Source organism: Roseateles sp. (assembly GCF_047654805.1).
Lineage (GTDB): Bacteria > Pseudomonadota > Gammaproteobacteria > Burkholderiales > Burkholderiaceae_C > Pelomonas.
The window spans coordinates 4,675,995-4,693,412 of the sequence record NZ_JASGIV010000001.1 but is presented as its reverse complement, the minus strand read 5'-3'; the positions used below and the strand labels follow the sequence as shown (position 1 = coordinate 4,693,412).

Here is a 17,418-nt window from a genome sequence, read left to right as displayed (position 1 = left end):
CTCAGCGCAAGCCCGTCAGCTGCGCGTCCTTGGGCGCGCTGATGACGTAGTCCGCCGAGAACCGGTTGCTTTGTCCCGCCGCCAGCGGCTGCTCCCACAGCACCAGGCCGGGCTGCTTGCGCCAGCTCTGCGTCGTGGGCACGGGGTTGAACTGGGACTGCACCTTGATGTCCTCATGCTGGGCGACCGGTGCGGCCTCGACGAGCTGCAGCGTGACCGTGCCCGCCGTGTGGCGGTTCTCGACGACATAGGCGCGCCCGTAGCGGTGCTCGGCGCGTGCACCGATGAAGCCGGTGTTGGCGGCGTTGCGCTGTTCGGGCTCGATCTGCACGCGCAGCGCCTCGTCGCGGCCGAAGGGCAGCTCCAGGCGCTCCTCGCCACTCGCAACATTGAGCGTGCTGCTGCCCACCAGGGCGCCGTCGCGCAAGAGCTGCAGCACGCCGCGCGGCCAGGAACCGGCGGGCCTGGCCGCGTCGGCCACCAGATAGGCCGCGGCTTCGGCCTGCGGCTGCACGCGGGCCAGCACCCTGGCCTGCAGCTTCTCCTGCCCCAGGGCCAGGCTGGCGCGCTGCGTGCCGCTGTCGACACTGACGCGCAGCGGCAGCACGAACTCGGCGGCATAGCTGCCCTGGAAGACGCTGACGTCAAAGCGCTCCAGTTGCGGTTCCGCAGCGACGCGCGAGCCGGTCACGGCGAGTTGGGATACCAGGGCGGGCGCCGGCGCCGCCATCGGCTGCACCGACTGCGTCAGGGCCGGCGGCTGCGGCCGGTAGATGTCCAGTTGCCAGGGCCGCGGCAGGCCGATACCCACCCGCGGTGTCACCTGCGCCGTGGACAGGCGCAGCTTGACGTTCTTCCAGTCCTCGCCGCTTTGCTGCGAGACCTGGGCCAGCCGCTCCAGGCTCAGCGTGCCGCTGGCCGTGTCCAGCAGCGCGCGGTAGCTGGGCGCCCAGCCGGCCTGGGTCACGCGGTAGCTCAGCTTGAGCTCGGCCTCGCGCGTCGTGGACAGCCGCAGGCGCAGGCTGCGCCACTGCGGGTTGGCGCTGGCCAGGCGTTCACGCTCGCCCTGCAGCGGCGCGATCTGCCGGTCCAGCTCCTCCAGCTGGCGGCGGATCTGGGCCTGGCGCAGCAGCGCGTCCTGCGCCGTCCTGCGGATGCCGTCGGACGTGGCTGCGATGCTGGCGGCCGGCGTGGAGCGGGCCTCGCCCGAGCCCAGTGCCTTCAGGTAGCCCAGGCTGGTGTCCAGCGCGGTGTTCTCGGCCGTGAGCAGGTCGCGCTGGGCTTCGAGCTTGCGCACCTGCTCGTCCAGCGGGCTGGCGGCGCATTCGGGGGCGCGCTCGCGCGGCAGCGTTTCCAGCTGCACCGGGCCGAGGTTGACGCCGGCCGGCGCGTCGATCTGCAGCGAGTCGGGGTCGAAGCGCGCCGACAGGCAGTGCAGCACCAGCTCACGGGCGTTCGCGGCCACCGCCGCCAGCCGCGTGACCTGGGCACCGCCCGGGTAGACGAGGACCTCGTCGATGCGCGACGGCGCTTGCGCCTGGGCCGCCGTGGCCAGCAGGCCGGCCGTCATCAGCCAGGTGGAAGGGATTCGGGTCATGCGGCCTCTCCAATGGTCCATGCAACAGGGCGGCAGGCTAGCACCAGCCGGTGGCGGTCCATGGCGACAGGAGCGACGAGGGCTAGGATCCAGCCGTCGATTCGCACGGCAGGAGTTCCGATGAAACTGCGCATGCTCCCAGGCTCCGGCCTGGCCCTGCTGGCCACGTCCGCGGTGGCCGCCCCCTTGCTGCTGGCGCCGGTGTGGCGTGTCGATACGGGGCCGGTGCTGTCGACGCCACGCGCGGCCCACCAGGCCACGCTGCTGGTCGACGGCCAGGTGCTGCTGACGGGGGGATGCAGTGGCGCCAGTTGCACGCCGGCAGAGCGTTCCGCCGAGCTGGTCGACGGCGCGACCGGCCGGCCGGCGCCCGTGGCATCGATGGCGGTGGCCCGCGTGGCCCATGCGGCGGCTCGCCTGGGCGACGGCCGCGTGCTCGTCGCGGGCGGCTGGACGGGGGCGGCCACCACCGCGTCCGCCGAGGTCTTCGATCCGCGGACGCATCGTTTCGTGACCCTCGGCAACATGGGCATGGCCCGCATGGACGCCACGCTGACGCCCTTGTCCGACGGCTCCGCCTTGATCGCCGGCGGGGCCGCGGACACCAACCGCCCGCTGGCAGGTGCGGAGGTGTTCGAGCAGAACCGGTTCACGGCCGTCGGTGCCCTGCACGAGGCGCGCGCCCATCACGCGGCAGTGCGCCTGGCCGATGGCCGCGTCCTCGTCATGGGCGGCCTGGTGGCGCGGGGACGCGCCACGGCCTCGGCCGAGATCTACGATCCGCGCACACGCACGTTCTCGTCCGCCGGGGCGATGCGCATGCCGCGCTGCAAGCACGCGGCCCTGCTGCTGCGCGACGAGCGGGTGATGGTGATCGCGGGCTCGCCCGACTGCAACGAGCAGCGCCGCATCGCGCAGACGGAGATCTTCGACCCCCGGACCGGCGAGTTCACACCGGGGCCGGCCCTGCAGAACCCGCGCTACAAGATCGTCTCCGCTGCCGCCGTGACGGCGGAGGGCGATGTCGTGGTGGCCGGCGATGCCGCCGACGTCGAGGTGTGGACGCCGGGCGCGGCGGCCTTCGTGAAGGCCCGGGGGCTCGTCGGCGGCGCGCTGGCCTTCAGCACTGCCACGCCCCTGCCCGGCGGGGCGCTGCTGGTTGCCGGCGGCTATGACGGCGAGATCCGCCCCACCGCGAGGACCTGGGTCGTCAACCGGGACGGGAGGCCCCGGGCGGCGGGCGCCCGTTAGCATCCCGTCCATGACCGACAACCGCAAAGCCCTGGTGCTTTTTTCCGGGGGGCAGGACTCCACCACCTGCCTGGCCTGGGCCCTGGACCGATATGCCGAGGTCGAGACGCTGGCCTTCGACTACGGCCAGCGCCATCGCATCGAGCTGGACTGCCGCAACAACGTGCGCGCCGAGATCGCGCGCCAGTTCCCGGCCTGGGCCGCCAAGCTCGGCACGGATCATTTGCTGGACCTGTCCCTGCTCGGGCAGATCAGTGACACGGCGCTGACCAGCGAACGCGCCATCGAGCTGCAGGCCAACGGCCTGCCCAACACCTTCGTTCCCGGTCGCAACCTGCTGTTCCTGACCTTCGCGGCCACGCTGGCCTACCGGCGCGGCGCGTCGGTGCTCGTGGGCGGCATGTGCGAGACGGACTTCTCCGGCTACCCGGACTGCCGCGACAACACGATGAAGGCGCTGCAGGTGGCGCTGAGCCTGGGCCTGGATGCGCCCATGACGCTGGAGACGCCGCTGATGTTCATCGACAAGGCCGCGACCTGGCGGCTGGCCGAGGGCCTGGGCGGCGCGGCGCTGGTGAAACTCATCGTCGAGGAGACGCACACCTGCTACCTCGGCGAACGCGGTGCGCTGCACCCCTGGGGCCATGGTTGCGGCCACTGCCCCGCCTGCGCGCTGCGCGCGCGCGGCTTCGAGCAGTACAGGGTGGCGGCATGACGCCGTGGCAGTGGGCGGGCGTCGCGGCGGCGGCGCTGCTGTTCTTCTGGGGCGTGGGTGCCTACAACCGGCTCATGTCGCTGCGCAATGCCATCGGCGACGCCTTCGTGCAGTTGGGCACGCACCTGAAGGAGCGTAGCGAGGCTTGCGACAAGCTGCTGGCTGCCGTGGCGCCGCGCCTGCCCAGCGAGCAGGCCACCTTCGACGCGCTGGCCAGCGCGCAGGCGGAATCGCAGGCCGCCATGCTGGCCGCGCGCGCCAAGCCCTGGGCGCCCGACCCGGTGGGGGGGCTGGCCGTCGCCAGCGCCCTGCACGCCGCGGCACTCACGCGGCTGCTGTCGCTGCTGGACCACCAGGCCGAACTGCGCAGCGAGACCGAGATCGACGGCCTCATCAGCGAGCTCAAGCTCATTGAGCGCCAGCGCGCCTTCACGCGCCAGGTCTTCAACCAGGCGGTGGCGCAGTACAACGAGGCCTTGCACCAGTTCCCGACGCGGGTGCTGGCCAACCTCTACGGCTTCAGCGAGGCGCGCTCGCTCTGACATGCGGGCGCTGCCGCTCGACACCGCCGATACGGAGCTGGGCGCCCGCATCCTCAAGGTCAACCACGCCGGCGAGAACGGCGCCGTGCAGATCTATGCGGCGCAGATCGCCGTGGCCCGGCTGACCGCACCTGCGCTGGTGGCGGAACTGCGCGAGTTCCGGTCGCACGAGGAACGGCATCGAGCCATCTTCCAGGCCGAGTTGCTGCGCCGTGGCCGGCCACGCTGCCGCAGCTATGTACTGTGCGCGCTGGGCGGTTGGGTGCTGGGCTTCGTGACGGGCCTGCTCGGCAGCTCGGCCATCGCGGCCACGACGGTGGCAGTCGAGCGCGTGGTGCTAAGGCACCTGAAGGTTCAGCTCGCGCAGCTGCGGCACTCCGACCCCGCCGCCGTGCTGGCGATCGAGGCGATCGTGGCCGACGAGCAACGCCACCACGATGAGCTGGCCGCGCAAGTCGGCCAGAGCGCCTGGGTGAAGGTGCTGGAGCCTGTCGTGTCCACCGCCACCGAGGCGGTGATCTGGCTGGGCATGAAGCTTTGAGGGCTTCAGCCCCGGCGCGGAGGCATCAACGCCAGAAACTCCCGCCGCAGGTTCGCATCCGTCAGGAACGCGCCGCGCATGACGCTGTTGGTCATCGCGGCCTGGTTGTCCTTCACGCCGCGCCAGTGCATGCAGAAGTGGTCGGCCTCCATGACGACGGCCAGGCCATCGGGCTTGACGCGGCCTTCCAGCTCGTTGGCCAGCATGATGACGGCCTCTTCCTGGATCTGCGGGCGGTTCATGACCCAGTCGGTCAGGCGCACGTACTTGGACAGGCCGATCAGGTTGGAGTGCTCGTTGGGCATGATGCCTATCCACACCCGGCCCAGGATGGGGCAGAGGTGGTGGGAGCAGGCGCTGCGCACGGTGATGGGTCCGACGATCATCAGCTCGTTGAGACGGCTGACGTTGGGGAACTCCGTGACCGCGGGCGCCTCGGCGTAGCGGCCGGCGAAGACCTCGCGCACGAACATCTTGGCGACACGCTTGGCCGTTTCCTGGGTGTTGTGGTCGCTGTCGGTGTCTATCACCAGGGCCTTTAGCACGTCCTGCATCCGGGCCTGCACCTCGTCCTGCAGCGCGTCCAGCTCGCCGGGTTCGATGAAGGCGGCGATGTTGTCGTTGGCATGGTGTCGGCAGCCGGCCGACACGAGGCGGTAGCGGATGCGCTCGGAGACCGGCTGATCCGGCGGCGCGTCTTGGGCGGGGGCGTTCATGGGCGCGGATTGTCCGGGCAAAGGGGACTTCTACACTGGCGCCATGACCCAAAGCCCCCAATCGGCTGGATTCAGCGCTCCGCTGCACCGGCTGCTGTCGCAGGCTGCCGATGCCGTGCAGGGCGTGCGCGAGGGCCGCTCGCTGACCGACCTGCTGGCCCGCGTGCCGGCCGAGCTGCGTCCCGGCGCGCAGGCGCTGGCCTTCACGGCGCTGCGCCGCCTTGGCGGCGCCGAGGCCGTGCGCCAGCAGCTCGCACCCAAGGCACCGCCGCCGCGCGTGGACGCCCTGCTGCTCGTCGCGCTGGCGCTGCTGTGGCCCGATCCCGAGCCCGCCTATGCCGACCACACGCTGGTGGACCAGGCCGTCAATGCCGCCAAGACCCGAGCGCCGGCCAGCGCCGCCTTCATCAACGCGGTGTTGCGCCGCTTCCTGCGCGAGCGTGACCAGCTCGTCGCCGCCGCCGGGCACAGTCCCCAGGGTGCCTTCAATCATCCGGCCTGGTGGATAGAGAAGTTGCGCCAGGACTGGCCCGCGCAGTGGCAGGCCATCCTGGCGGCCAACAACCGCCCGCCGCCCATGACGCTGCGCGTGCATGCCCAGCGCGCGACGGCGGCTGGCTACGTCGAGCGGCTGGCCGGCCAGGGCATTGCCGCGAGGGCGCTGGGCGCGCCCACGCCCCAGGCCATCGTGCTGGACAAGCCCGTGCCCGTCTCGGCCCTGCCCGGCTTCGCCGAGGGGCTGGTCTCGGTGCAGGATGCCGCGGCGCAGCTCGCCGCGCCGCTGGTCGTCGGCACCGGCCCCGACGCCAAACTGAAGCCCGGCGCCCGCGTGCTGGACGCCTGCGCCGCGCCCGGGGGCAAGACCGCCCACTTGCTGGAACTGCAGCCCGACCTGCAGCTGACCGCGCTGGACGCCGACGCCCAGCGCCTGACCCGCGTTCAGGACAACCTCAACCGCCTGGGCCAGGCTGCCAGCCTGCGCGCTGCCGACGCCCGCCAGACCGCCACCTGGTGGGACGGCCGGCCTTTCGACGCCATCTTGCTCGACGCCCCCTGCAGTGCCTCCGGCATCGTGCGCCGCCATCCCGACGTGCGCTGGCTGCGCCGGCCCGACGACATCGCCGCCCTGGCCCGCATCCAGGCCGAGCTGCTGGACGCGCTGTGGCCGCTGCTGGCGCCGGGCGGGCGCCTGGTCTATGCCACGTGCTCCGTCTTCCGGGCCGAAGGTCAGGCCCAGCTCGACGCGTTTTTGCAACGCCAGCCCGACGCGAAGTCCCATGCCGTGCCCGGGTTCACGGGACACCTGCTCCCCCTGGCCGACAATGCCGCCCAGACTTCGCCGCCGCTCGACGGTTTCTTCTACGCCCTGCTGACCCGCCCCTGAGTTGTTCGCCCGAATCGTCATCGCCGCCTGCTTCGCCGTGCTGCTTGCCCTGCTTCCGGGGGCAGCGCGGGCCGATGGCGTCGAGCTGACGCAGCTCGCGACGCGCAAGGCCGACGACGGGCTGGAGCTGAGCTTCACGACCCGCTTCGAGCTCAGCCGCGCCGCGGTGGACGCGCTGCACAAGGACGTGGCGCTGTACTTCGTCGCCGAAGCCAACGTGCTGCGCAGCCGCTGGTACTGGCGCGACGCCCGCGTGGCGCGCGCGGAGCGCACCTGGCGCCTGACCTGGAATTCGCTGACGCGCCAGTACCGCGTCTCCACCGGCGGCCTGCACCAGAGTTTCGCGACGCTGGACGAGGCGCTGACCGTGCTGCGCGGCCAGAGTGCCTGGCGCATCGCCGAGCCCAAGGACATCGAGGACGGCGGCGGCTACTACCTTGAGTTCAGCTACCGGCTGGATGTCAACCAGCTGCCGCGCCTGATGCAGATCGGCGGCCTGCAGTCCGGCTTTGTGCTCAGCGTCGAGCGCAAACACAACTTCGGCGCCGACTTCACCCTCCGATGAGCAAGGCCGCGCGATGGGGCTGGGTCATCACCGGGGTGACCCTCACGGGTGTGGCCGGCGTGCTGGCCTTCTTGCTGTCCATCGGCACGACGAACGAGCGCGGCTTCTTCGAGCGCCATTACCACTGGCTCTACTGGGTCAACGTGGTCGTCGCCGCGGTGCTGGCCCTGGTCATCCTGACGGCCGCCGTGCGCCTGATCGTGCGCGTGCGCCGCGGCCGCTTCGGTAGCCGGCTGCTGCTCAAGCTGGCGGCCATCTTCGCCCTCGTGGGCATCGTGCCGGGCGTGCTGATCTACGCCGTCTCCTACCAGTTCGTGAACCGCAGCATCGAGACCTGGTTCGACGTCAAGCTCGCCAGCGCGCTGGAGGCCGGCCTCAACCTCGGCCGCGGCACGCTGGACGGCATGGTGAGCGACCTCGGCACCAAGACCCGCGACGCCGCCGACCAGCTCGCCGAAAGCAGCACGCCCCAGCTGCTCATGCTGGAGCGGCTGCGCGACAAGCTGGGTGCTCGCACCATCGCCATCGTCGGCGGCAAGGGCCAGATCCTGCTCGAAAGCGGCGGCGACACGCGCCAGCTCACGCCGGACCGGCCCAGCGACAGCATGCTGGCCCGCGCTCGTGGTGGAGCTCCGGCCAGCCAGCTCGAAGGCCTGGAGGACGAGGCCACGGCCCTGCAGGGCGGTGCGCAGATCCGCACGCTGGCCCTGCTGCCCAACACCGAGCTGCGCCTGGGCCTGGGCGAGCGCTACCTGATGGTCATCCAGCGCATCCCGGCCAGCATGCTCACGAATGCGCTGGCCGTGCAGACCGCCAACGCCGAGTACCAGCAGCGCTCGCTGGAGCGCGTGGGCCTGCGCCGCATGTACCTCGGCACACTGACGCTGGTGCTCATCCTGGCCACCTTTGCGGCGCTGCTGCTGGCCGTCACGCTGGGCAACCAGCTTGCGCGGCCACTGCTGATGCTGGCCGACGGCGTGCGCCACGTGGCCCAGGGCGACCTCTCCGTGCGCCCCGTGCACGGCTCGCGCGACGAGCTGGGCGGCCTGACGCGCTCCTTCGCCGACATGACCGGGCAGCTCGCCGATGCGCGCGCGCAGGTCACGCGTACCGTCGCCGAGCTGGACGCCGCCCGCACCCACCTGCAGACCATCCTCGACAACCTGACCGCAGGCGTCCTCGTGTTCGACGCCGCGGGCCGGCTGGAGACCGTCAACCCCGGCGCGACGCGCATCCTGCGCCTGCCGCTGTCCGCCTACGTCGACCGCCCGCTTGCCGACGTGCCGGGCCTGGCCGACTTCGCCGCCAAGCTGGACCAGCGCTTCGAGCAAAGCCTCAGCAACGACGGCGATCGGGGCCTGGACCGCGAGCTTTGGCAGGAATCCTTCGAGCTGCAGCTCGATCCCAAGCAGGATCTGCTGACCCTGCTCGTGCGCGGCGCACCGCTGCCCCAGGGCGCCCGCCTCGTGGTCTTCGACGACATCTCCGAGGTCGTGTCGGCCCAGCGCTCGGCCGCCTGGAGCGAGGTCGCGCGCCGCCTGGCCCACGAGATCAAGAACCCGCTGACGCCCATCCAGCTGTCCGCCGAGCGCCTGCAGCACAAGCTGGAGGCCAAGCTGGAGGGGACCGACCAGGCCATGCTGGTGCGCTCGGTGGCCACCATCGTCAACCAGGTGCAGGCCATGAAGCAGCTCGTCAACGAGTTCCGCGATTACGCCCGCCTGCCGTCGGCCCAGCTGAAGGCCCTGGACCTCAACGCCCTCGTCCACGAGGTCCTCAGTCTCTACGCCGAGCCGCAGGACGCGGGCCGCCTCGCGGCCGACCTCGCCCCCCAGCTGCCCGCCATCAAGGGCGACGCCAGCCAGCTGCGCCAGGTCATCCACAACCTCGTGCAAAACGCGCTGGACGCCGTGCATGACCGGCCCGACGGCCGCGTCACCGTGCGCTCCTCACTGGCCGTGACCGACACCGGCGCGCCGCGCTCGGTGCGCCTGCACGTCATCGACAACGGCCCCGGTTTTGCTGACAAGGTGCTCAAGCGCGCCTTCGAACCCTATGTGACGACCAAGGCCAAGGGCACCGGCCTGGGGCTGGCCGTCGTCAAGAAGATCGCCGACGAACACGGTGCCCGCATCTCCCTGCGCAACCTGCATGCAGCTTCCGATGCGGGTTCTCCCGCTGAAGCCGAAGATGACGGGCTCGTGATCGGTGCGCAAGTTTCGCTATCATTTTCGAACCTGACACCCGCCACCGAGCCCGGTGCGCAAGGTGCCAAGACCTAAGGATTCATGGCCACCATTCTTGTTGTCGACGACGAGCTGGGCATTCGCGCCCTGCTGTCAGAAATCCTCAGCGACGAGGGGCACACCATCGAGCTTGCCGAGAACGCCACCCAGGCGCGGGCGGCGCGCGAGCGAATGCGTCCCGACCTCGTGCTTCTCGACATCTGGATGCCAGACGTCGACGGTGTCACGCTGCTGAAGGAGTGGGGCGGCGCCGGGCTGCTGACCATGCCCGTCATCATGATGAGCGGCCACGGCACCATCGACACGGCGGTCGAGGCCACCAAGTTCGGTGCCATCGCCTTCCTCGAAAAGCCCATCACGCTGCAGAAACTGCTGCGCGCCGTCGAGCAAGCCCTCGTCAAGACGGCGCCGCCTCGCCCCGCGCCCGCGGTGGTGGGTTTGCCCAGCTACACCCGCACCGAACCCGGCAACCTGCCCGTCGCGGCCAGCCATGGCATGGCGCTGTCCAACCACCTGCCCGTCAGCAACGCGCTGGCGTCCGAGCAGAGCTTCGAGCTGGATCGCCCGCTGCGCGAAGCCCGGGATGCCTTCGAGAAGAGCTATTTCGAGTTCCACCTCGCCAAGGAGAACGGCTCCATGACGCGGGTCGCCGAGAAGACCGGCCTGGAGCGCACGCACCTCTACCGCAAGCTCAAGCAACTGGGCGTGGACCTGAGCCGTAACAAGCGCGGCAGCGGCGGCTAGCCGTTGGCACGTTCGGCTGTGCTATAGTGGCGGACTTCGCTGCCCGGCTCCGGCTGGCTCGGCGAGCAGAACAAAGGCCAAGTAGCTCAGTTGGTAGAGCAGCGGATTGAAAATCCGCGTGTCGGTGGTTCGATTCCGCCCTTGGCCACCAAACATCTCTCAGAAGCCCATCCATCGCGATGGGCTTTTGCGTTTCTGGGTGGTGCCGAATGCGGCGGTCGGGTTCGGCGGAGGTTCGGTGTTCGTGCCGTTCCTGGCGCGGTGGGGCCCAAGGCGCCCCCCTCGCCTCCAGTTGGTGGCCCATCTCGCCCGGCTCCCGCCACGTCGGCCAGCGACGGCAGGCTTCCGATTGCTTTGCCCGCATCGATCTTGGCCGCACAGAAGGTATCACTCCCGGCTTCGCGCCCCATCGCAACCGTCACGCCCCAAGAGCCGAACGACCTCCGTGCCATCACGGAACGCATAACAGCTCGACGTGCGGTCGAAGCTGAGAAGCAGGCCAGAACACGCGCCGATGAGCGAGTAGGCATGTGGAAGGCCATGCTCGAGGGCCTTCCAGTGATCTCGACCGTGTGTGGCGCAATCGGCGGACTCGGCGCATTGATATTCGCTTGGCGCAGAGATCGTCGCGAACACCAAGCCTTAGAACTGGACAGGCAGTTGAAGCAACACGAATTGGACAAGCGATTGGGTCGGCGATGAATAGGCCGGACAGGTAACGCTTAGGGAACTCCGTGCTTTCCGAAGCGGACCGCCCCCTGTTGGTCATCGCGGCGGCGCAATCAGGCGCCCCAGGGTCAGGTCTTAACAGTTTGATCCTGAGCCGGAATGGCACCTAGGCGGGGCAATTGTGGGGTGGCTCGCAGATGCGATTGACGGAGAGGGCATTCCTCGCCTCCAATCTTTCCCGAGCAGCAGAACGTGCAACGATAGGCTTGGCGTCGCTCCAGAGCTATGGCCGAAGCTAGGTTGCCTGCGGAAGCAGTTCTGGCCGCGTCTCAGGCTGCCCACACTCAATCCTCATCTACCCGCCCAGCTTCTGCCCCAACATGAACAAGACAGAACTGATCGAACACATTGCCAAGCAAGCAGGCATCTCAAAAGCAGCAGCTTCTCGGGCCCTTGAGGTGATCATCGGGAGTGTGAAGAGCACGCTAAAGAAGAACGACACAGTCACGATTGTGGGCTTTGGCACGTTCTCCGTGTCAAAACGAGCGGCCCGGACTGGCCGGAACCCCAGGAGCGGCGAGTCGATCAAAATACAGGCTGCAAAGGTCCCAAAGTTCCGCCCCGGAAAGGACCTCATTGCATCAGTCGCCGGTAAGCACTTGCTGGATCCGGTAGTACCCGAGCCTGAACCCGATAAGCGACCACCCAAAAAGAAGATCGTGATTACGAAACGCTCGTAGTGTGGAGCAGTGGTATGACAACACCATCCGATCTCTCAAATCCAGAACTTGGATCAAATATTCTTCCTGCCGCGCTCGCCGAGAGCGCAGCGGATGCAAACGCTCAGCATGATGACGATGCGTACGAACAGCATATCTGGGAGCGACGAACGAAGATTGAGTACCGAGTCAGTCTCTCGGCCCTATATCACCTGAAGAGAGAGCGCTTCTTCGACGTAATTGACAAATCGTCCTCTATGTTCACTGCGCTGGCTGCAACCAGTGTTGTTGCCACTACTCTAAAGCAGATACCGGTGCTCGACGTCACCGCCGCTCTTGCAACGGCAGCACTTTCGATAATTCCGCTCGTATTTACACCAGCAGAGAAAGCGAGGCGGCACAGCCAAGCCGCAGCAGATTATCGGCGCCTACTAGCTGAGATTGAACTAGCAGGGGAGCATTGGAGCGAGGAGCAGGCCAATGTATTTGCTTCTCGCGAGCGTGAACTCGGCGCAGGGGAGCCCGCCTCGCTATCTGCTCTAGTAATTCATTGTCAAAACCAACTAGCCATTTCACGAAACAAACTGAAAAGTGTCATTCCGCTCAAATGGTATGAACGACTTCTCATGCAGTGGATTGATTTTGATGCGAATCGCATAATTTCCAGGAAAGTAAATCCAGCCCAAACCTCCGCCTCTTCTTGAGCAGAAAGCTAGGTGAAAAAACCACTGTCGTGAACGGAGGCCTAGTTCGACTGCACTCACTCTTGCTAAGCTGAGATGTCGAATCTCCGGACTCCTTGGCAGTCCATATACCTGTTAATCCGTAGGTCCCTGATTTGAGCCCAGGTCGGGGAGCCTAATCAAAGCCTCATTTGCGCAAGCAGATGGGGCTTTTTCTTTGGTGCGCCCAGCATGGGCGCACTCCTACGGGTGCAAGTCCCGTCGTAAGTTGATCACGACGAACGAAGCGAAGCGCAACTGCGTGAGGGCGACCGAGCGTGGGAAGGAAGCGTGGAGCGCAAACCGCGAGCCGATGAACAAGAACCGCATAGAAGGCGCTGCCGAGCAGGGCGAGCGGGCTGAAAACCGCGAAGCTCTCGTGATCAAGGCGAGGCGGCGTAGATGCGGCGGTTGTGCGGTGAAGGAGCGCGTGCCTTACCTGGGGACGCCTCGCCTTATGGCTGAAAGGCCGACGGCGCTGCCGGAGCGAGGTCTCAGCAGAGGTCGTAGTAGCTGGGTAGCGGGGCCGCCGAGGCCGCCAGCGAGAGGCGAAGGACCGAACGGGAGTGAGTGACCAAGGACGTGGGAATGCCAAAGGCCATGCGTCAGATGCCGGCAGCGTCCGGGCGGGTAGGCGTAGCGCACGGTGAAGCCGGGCGTGATCCTGCCAGTGACGAAGCCTGCGGCCCGTCCCATGAACACCAGGGCACAGGGTCGGCAAAGCAGACGGTGGGGGCTGGCACCCTGCTGGAAGCGGCGCTGACGAGAGAGAACCTGCAAGCGGCCTGGAAGCGGGTCAAGGCCAACAAGGGCGCAGCGGGCGTGGACGGGCTCGACATTGAGCACACCCAGCGCCTGCTGCAAACGAAGTGGCCGCAGATCCGCCAAGAGCTGCTGGCGGGGCGATACCGGCCATCGCCGGTACGGCGGGTGATGATCCCCAAACCGGACGGCAGCCAGCGCGAGCTGGGCATCCCGACGGTGACGGACCGGTTGATCCAGCAGGCACTGCTGCAAGTGCTGCAACCGCTGATCGACCCCAGCTTCAGCGACCACAGCCACGGGTTCCGCCCGGGCCGGCGAGCGCACGACGCGGTGAAAGCCGCGCGGGCGTATGTCCAGTCCGGCAAGCGCGTGGTGGTGGACGTAGACCTGGCGAAGTTCTTCGACCGGGTGAACCACGACATCCTGATGGACCGGCTCAAGAAACGCATCCCGGATATGGCCGTGCTGCGGCTCATCCGCGCGTACCTGAACGCCGGGATCATGGAGGGCGGGGTCAAGGTGGATCGAGACCAGGGCACGCCGCAAGGCGGGCCACTGAGTCCGCTGCTGGCCAATGTGCTGCTCGACGAGGTGGACAAGGCACTGGAGGCGCGGGGCTACAGCTTCGCGCGCTATGCCGACGACGCCAACGTCTATGTGGGCAGCGTGAAGGCCGGCGAGCGGGTGATGGCGTGGCTCAGGAAGCTGTACGGCAAGCTGAAGCTTCAGATCAACGAAGCCAAGAGCGCGGTCTGCAGCGTCTTCGGACGCAAATTCCTGGGCTACACGCTGTGGGTGGCTAAGGGGCGCGAGGTGAAATGCAAAGTGGCTCACAAGGCCCTGAACAACTTCAAAGCGCGCATCCGGCAACTCACCGGCCGCTCAGGCGGGCGCAGCATGGCGCAGGTGGTGCAAGGGCTGCGGCCCTATCTACTGGGTTGGAAGGCGTACTTCGGGATGGCGCAAACACCAACCGTCTGGCGCGAGCTGGACGAATGGCTACGCCACCGGCTGAGGGCCCTACAGCTTAAGCACTGGAAACGCGGAACGACTATGTATCGGGAACTGCTGGCGCTGGGCGCCCGCGCTGATGTTGCTCACCGTGTAGCGGCCAACAGCCGACGCTTGCCCGGCGTCAACTATCCTGAGCTGCCAGCGTCAACTATCTTGAGCGGTGCGGATGGGTGTTGATCACGGTGTTGGAGGTGCGCTGCGTTGCCGGCGCGCCGGCAACGCAGCGCGGCGTCGGTAGCTGTCCACGTTCATCTCCAGGATGGTCGAGTGATGCACCAGGCGGTCGACCGCAGCCACCGTCATGGCTTTGTCCGGGAAGACCTCATCCCACGCCGAGAACGGTGCGTTGGCCGTGATGGCCAGGCTCTTGCGCTCGTACCGCTCGGCGATCAGCTCGAACAGCACCGAGGTCTCGGCCTGGTCGCGCCGTGCATAGCTGAGGTCGTCCAAGATGATCAAGTCGAACCGGTCGAGCTTGGACAACTCCGCCGGCAGGCGCAGGTCGCGCCGGGCTGCCTGCAGGCGCTGCACCAGCTCGCTGGTGCGCACGAACAGCACCTTCAGCCCACGGTCGATCAGCGCGTGGCCGATGGCCGCCACGAGATGCGTCTTGCCGGTGCCCGGCGGGCCGAAGGCCAGCAAGTTGTGGCCCTGCGCAATCCAGCTGTCGGCCTCGGCCAGCGCCATCACATGGGCCTTGGAGACGGCCGGCACCGCAGCGAAGTCGAAGTCGGCCAGGCTCTTGCCCGGCGGCAGCTGGCTGTCGACCCGTGCACGGGCCAGGCGCCGCGTCTCGCGCTCGGCCATCTCATGGCCCAGCAGCGTGTGCAGCAGCCGCTCGGCCGGCCAGCCCTCGCGGTTGGACTGCGCGGCCACATCGGCCCACAAGCGCTTGATGGTCGGCAGGCGCAGCTCGGTGAGCATCAGTGGCACCGCTGCCCCCGATGCATTGGTGTCGGCACTCATGCGGCCTCCAGCAGTTCGTCGTAGACCGCCGCTGACGGCAGCACCACGACCACCTGAGGCATCGCAGCCGGTCGTGGCGCGAACCTGTCCCTGAGCACATCGATGTCGGGGAGCTCGGCGCCATCCAGCAAGCGAGCGAGTTCGATGGCCAGCTCTGCCACCACGTTGGCTCGGTCGGCCAGGTCCAGCAGGTCCACCATCAAGCGGCAGGCCGCCCGCTCGGGCAACGCCTGGCTAATGTGCTCCCAGGCCAGGGCGTACTCGCTGCGCGGGAACATCGCATCGCGCAACACCCAACGCGCGAAGGCGCCGGGCTTGCGCTTCAAGTTGGGCAGCATGTGACGCCAGTCAATGCGCTTGGGGTGGCGATCGGCCGTGCTGGCATGCAGCCGCTCGCACTCGAAGACCTTCACTCCGCCCAGCCAGGCGTCCAGATAGGTGCTGTGCAGCCTCACCTTCAACCGTTGACCGGCCAGACGCGAAGGCACGCTGTAGAGCACGCCCTTGGCGCTGAACACGCCGAACTTGCTAACGCGCGCATCCATCTCCTCGAAGTCGGACGTGCGCCGAGTCGGCAGCGGTTGAAGGCTGGTGCGCTCGACTTCCCATGCGCGCGCGCAGCGCGCGTTGAGCCGGCGCACGGTCTCCGCCACGAACTGCTCATAGGCCGGCAGGTCATCGAACTCGCGGCTGCCACGCAGCAGCAGAGCCTGGTCCAGTCCGCGCTTGAGGCTGCCTTGGCGCGCTTCAATGGAGCCGTTCTCGTGGCTCACGCCGGTGTTATTGCGCGTGGGCCGCATGCCATAGTGCTTGCACAGGGCCTGGTAACGCCGCGTCAGCTCTTCGCGCTCGGCCAGGTTGTTGAAGGCCGCCGACAGGCTGTCGGTGCGGTGTTCCTGCGGGACGCCACCGGCCATCCATAGCGCGTCTTGTAGCCCTGCAGCCAGGCTCTGGAAGCTCTCACCGCCCAGGACCACCCTCGCATGGCGCCAGCCGCTGTGGGCCAGCGCGAACTGGTACAGCCGGTGTGGGAAGGCCAGCCCCCCCAGACTGACGTCCAGATCGTCGGCCACAGTGAAGTCCGACAGCCCCAGCCGGCCCGGCGGATGCTCCTGCGCGAAGAACAACTCGCGCTCGCCGCCGTGCTCGGCGCGCCACTGGCTCACGCGCCGCTGCAGCGTGCGCAGCACTCCATCGGCGAACCGCTCGGGGTGGCGGCGCTGCAACTCCTCCAGCACGGTGACGGCCATCAACGACGGTGCGCCTTCCAGCATGGGCACCACCTCACTGGCCCACACCTCGGCCAGCGGGTCGGCGCGGGTGCGCCAGTGTCGCGGTGGGCGTTGTGATGGCAATGTCGTCGCCGATTCCAGCCGCCGCGCGCTGGCCACGCTGATGCCCGTCTTGGCTGCAGCAGCCTCCTGGCTGTGCTTGCCCCTCAGTTCCTTGTACTTGCTCACTTGCAGGTCCGTTATGCGTTTGCCGGGCACCGTGGCTGCCTCCCTCTGGAAGCCAACCACTGTAGGAACCCACCCGCAAAACGCTCCCCGGCGGCCTGCGTCAACCGCTCACGATAGTTGTCGCTGAGCGCTCAAGATAATTGTCCGCCGCCACGACGCTGGTGGCGTAACAGCGCAAAGGGACTCAATGCGGTCCTGGACATTGCGTCGTTCGACCGACTTGGCCTGCCCCGACTCTCCTGACCTCAAGCTCTCGAACCGCCTGGTGCGGACCCGCATGCCAGGTGGTGTGGCAGGGGCGCCTCCTCAAGGAGGCCCCCTATGCCGATCGCCGAATTGGCGGGCCTTCACCCTCCCGTAGCGCCAGCGGCAAGGGCCAGCAGCGTTGCAACGTGCGGCTTCGCCAGTTCCCCTAGGATGTTGCCCGCCGCACCTTCGGCAACGGTTTTAATGCTTCGGGCTGTCGCCTTGATAACCTCCCACTTCGGCTTCGGGGATGCAGCTTGCGCTTTCAGGGTCGCCAGTTCGGCCCGAAGTTCGGCGACCGCCTCGCCTTGCATAGGACTCCGGTCAAGCGATGTGCTCAGGGCTTCAATCAGGCGATTTGCCGTCAAGCACCCGAGGTGGGAGCCGAGTGCGTGAATTGCGCATGCTCGGATCTGTGCGGGGGGCGCCCAGCAATGGGCGTCCCTACCGCAATCGCGGGGAGGGGGGGGCAGGGCGCGGCGTCAACCTGAGGTGTTTGGCACGAAAATGCCGTATTTGCTATTTTATGGAGTGGCTGGATAGGCCCCATTAAAGG

At 67.9% G+C, this 17,418-nt stretch carries 16 protein-coding genes and 1 tRNA gene; 12 read left to right on the top strand and 5 right to left on the bottom strand.

Annotated elements, in window-relative coordinates:
- Position 1: 1 nt before the first annotated feature.
- Positions 2-1,597, bottom strand: coding sequence for a DUF4139 domain-containing protein (locus QM732_RS21150; RefSeq protein WP_415658062.1), 1,596 nt, complete (start codon positions 1,595-1,597; stop codon positions 2-4).
- A 120-nt stretch (positions 1,598-1,717) separates the two neighbouring features.
- Between QM732_RS21150 and QM732_RS21145 the strand changes: the two genes are divergently transcribed.
- Genes QM732_RS21145 through QM732_RS21130 form a run of 4 tightly spaced genes read left to right on the top strand, consistent with a single transcriptional unit; the run spans position 1,718 to position 4,646 of the window.
- Positions 1,718-2,848 carry a Kelch repeat-containing protein gene (locus tag QM732_RS21145; protein ID WP_415658061.1) on the top strand — a complete coding sequence of 377 codons (1,131 nt, stop codon included), beginning with the start codon at positions 1,718-1,720 and terminating at the stop codon, positions 2,846-2,848.
- Positions 2,849-2,858: 10 nt separating this feature from the next.
- Positions 2,859-3,563 (top strand): 7-cyano-7-deazaguanine synthase QueC, encoded by a 705-nt coding sequence (gene queC / locus QM732_RS21140; RefSeq protein WP_415658060.1) that lies wholly within the window; start codon positions 2,859-2,861, stop codon positions 3,561-3,563.
- Positions 3,560-4,105, top strand: a complete 546-nt coding sequence (locus QM732_RS21135; protein WP_415658059.1) for a LemA family protein — start codon at positions 3,560-3,562, stop codon at positions 4,103-4,105. Before queC ends, QM732_RS21135 begins: the two co-directional genes overlap by 4 nt.
- A 1-nt stretch (position 4,106) precedes the next feature.
- A complete protein-coding gene (locus tag QM732_RS21130) occupies positions 4,107-4,646 on the top strand; it encodes a demethoxyubiquinone hydroxylase family protein (RefSeq protein WP_415658058.1) in 540 nt (179 codons plus the stop codon).
- A 5-nt stretch (positions 4,647-4,651) separates the two neighbouring features.
- On the opposite strand, the gene folE is transcribed toward QM732_RS21130, so the two are convergent.
- Complete coding sequence (gene folE, locus QM732_RS21125) at positions 4,652-5,362, bottom strand: GTP cyclohydrolase I (RefSeq protein ID WP_415658057.1); 711 nt, start codon at positions 5,360-5,362, stop codon at positions 4,652-4,654.
- 43 nt (positions 5,363-5,405) lie between these two features.
- Here folE and rsmB point away from each other — a divergent pair, with 43 nt between their 5' ends.
- The 8 genes from rsmB to ltrA all read left to right on the top strand — a co-directional run bounded on the left by rsmB (position 5,406) and on the right by ltrA (position 14,367).
- On the top strand, positions 5,406-6,746 hold the full coding sequence (gene rsmB / locus QM732_RS21120; protein WP_415658056.1) for a 16S rRNA (cytosine(967)-C(5))-methyltransferase RsmB: 1,341 nt from the start codon (positions 5,406-5,408) through the stop codon (positions 6,744-6,746).
- A gap of 1 nt (position 6,747) precedes the next feature.
- Entirely contained in the window at positions 6,748-7,311 is a 564-nt protein-coding gene (locus QM732_RS21115) for a DUF4390 domain-containing protein (protein WP_415658055.1), read from the top strand.
- Positions 7,308-9,593 carry an ATP-binding protein gene (locus tag QM732_RS21110; protein ID WP_415658054.1) on the top strand — a complete coding sequence of 762 codons (2,286 nt, stop codon included), beginning with the start codon at positions 7,308-7,310 and terminating at the stop codon, positions 9,591-9,593. The genes QM732_RS21115 and QM732_RS21110 overlap by 4 nt, the downstream gene beginning before the upstream one ends.
- 6 nt (positions 9,594-9,599) lie before the next feature.
- Positions 9,600-10,301, top strand: a complete 702-nt coding sequence (locus tag QM732_RS21105) for a response regulator (RefSeq protein WP_415658053.1) — start codon at positions 9,600-9,602, stop codon at positions 10,299-10,301.
- A gap of 75 nt (positions 10,302-10,376) precedes the next feature.
- Positions 10,377-10,452 (top strand) — tRNA-Phe (locus QM732_RS21100).
- 898 nt (positions 10,453-11,350) lie between these two features.
- Positions 11,351-11,710 (top strand): HU family DNA-binding protein, encoded by a 360-nt coding sequence (locus QM732_RS21095; RefSeq protein WP_415658052.1) that lies wholly within the window; start codon positions 11,351-11,353, stop codon positions 11,708-11,710.
- Between the two features lie 14 nt (positions 11,711-11,724).
- The gene (locus tag QM732_RS21090) at positions 11,725-12,393 is read left to right on the top strand and encodes a hypothetical protein (protein WP_415658051.1); all 669 of its coding nucleotides are present in this window, start codon (positions 11,725-11,727) and stop codon (positions 12,391-12,393) included.
- A gap of 600 nt (positions 12,394-12,993) precedes the next feature.
- Positions 12,994-14,367, top strand: coding sequence for a group II intron reverse transcriptase/maturase (gene ltrA / locus QM732_RS21085; RefSeq protein ID WP_415659425.1), 1,374 nt, complete (start codon positions 12,994-12,996; stop codon positions 14,365-14,367).
- On the opposite strand, the gene istB is transcribed toward ltrA, so the two are convergent.
- From istB to QM732_RS21070, 3 genes are all read right to left on the bottom strand, one after another.
- Positions 14,368-15,156 (bottom strand): IS21-like element helper ATPase IstB, encoded by a 789-nt coding sequence (gene istB / locus QM732_RS21080; protein WP_415654705.1) that lies wholly within the window; start codon positions 15,154-15,156, stop codon positions 14,368-14,370. It abuts the gene before it with no gap.
- Positions 15,153-16,646: an IS21 family transposase gene (gene istA / locus QM732_RS21075; protein ID WP_415654706.1), complete on the bottom strand. Its 1,494-nt coding sequence runs from the start codon at positions 16,644-16,646 to the stop codon at positions 15,153-15,155. Before istA ends, istB begins: the two co-directional genes overlap by 4 nt.
- Before the next feature lie 317 nt (positions 16,647-16,963).
- Positions 16,964-17,230 carry a hypothetical protein gene (locus tag QM732_RS21070; RefSeq protein ID WP_415658050.1) on the bottom strand — a complete coding sequence of 89 codons (267 nt, stop codon included), beginning with the start codon at positions 17,228-17,230 and terminating at the stop codon, positions 16,964-16,966.
- Between the last annotated feature and the right edge of the window lie 188 nt (positions 17,231-17,418).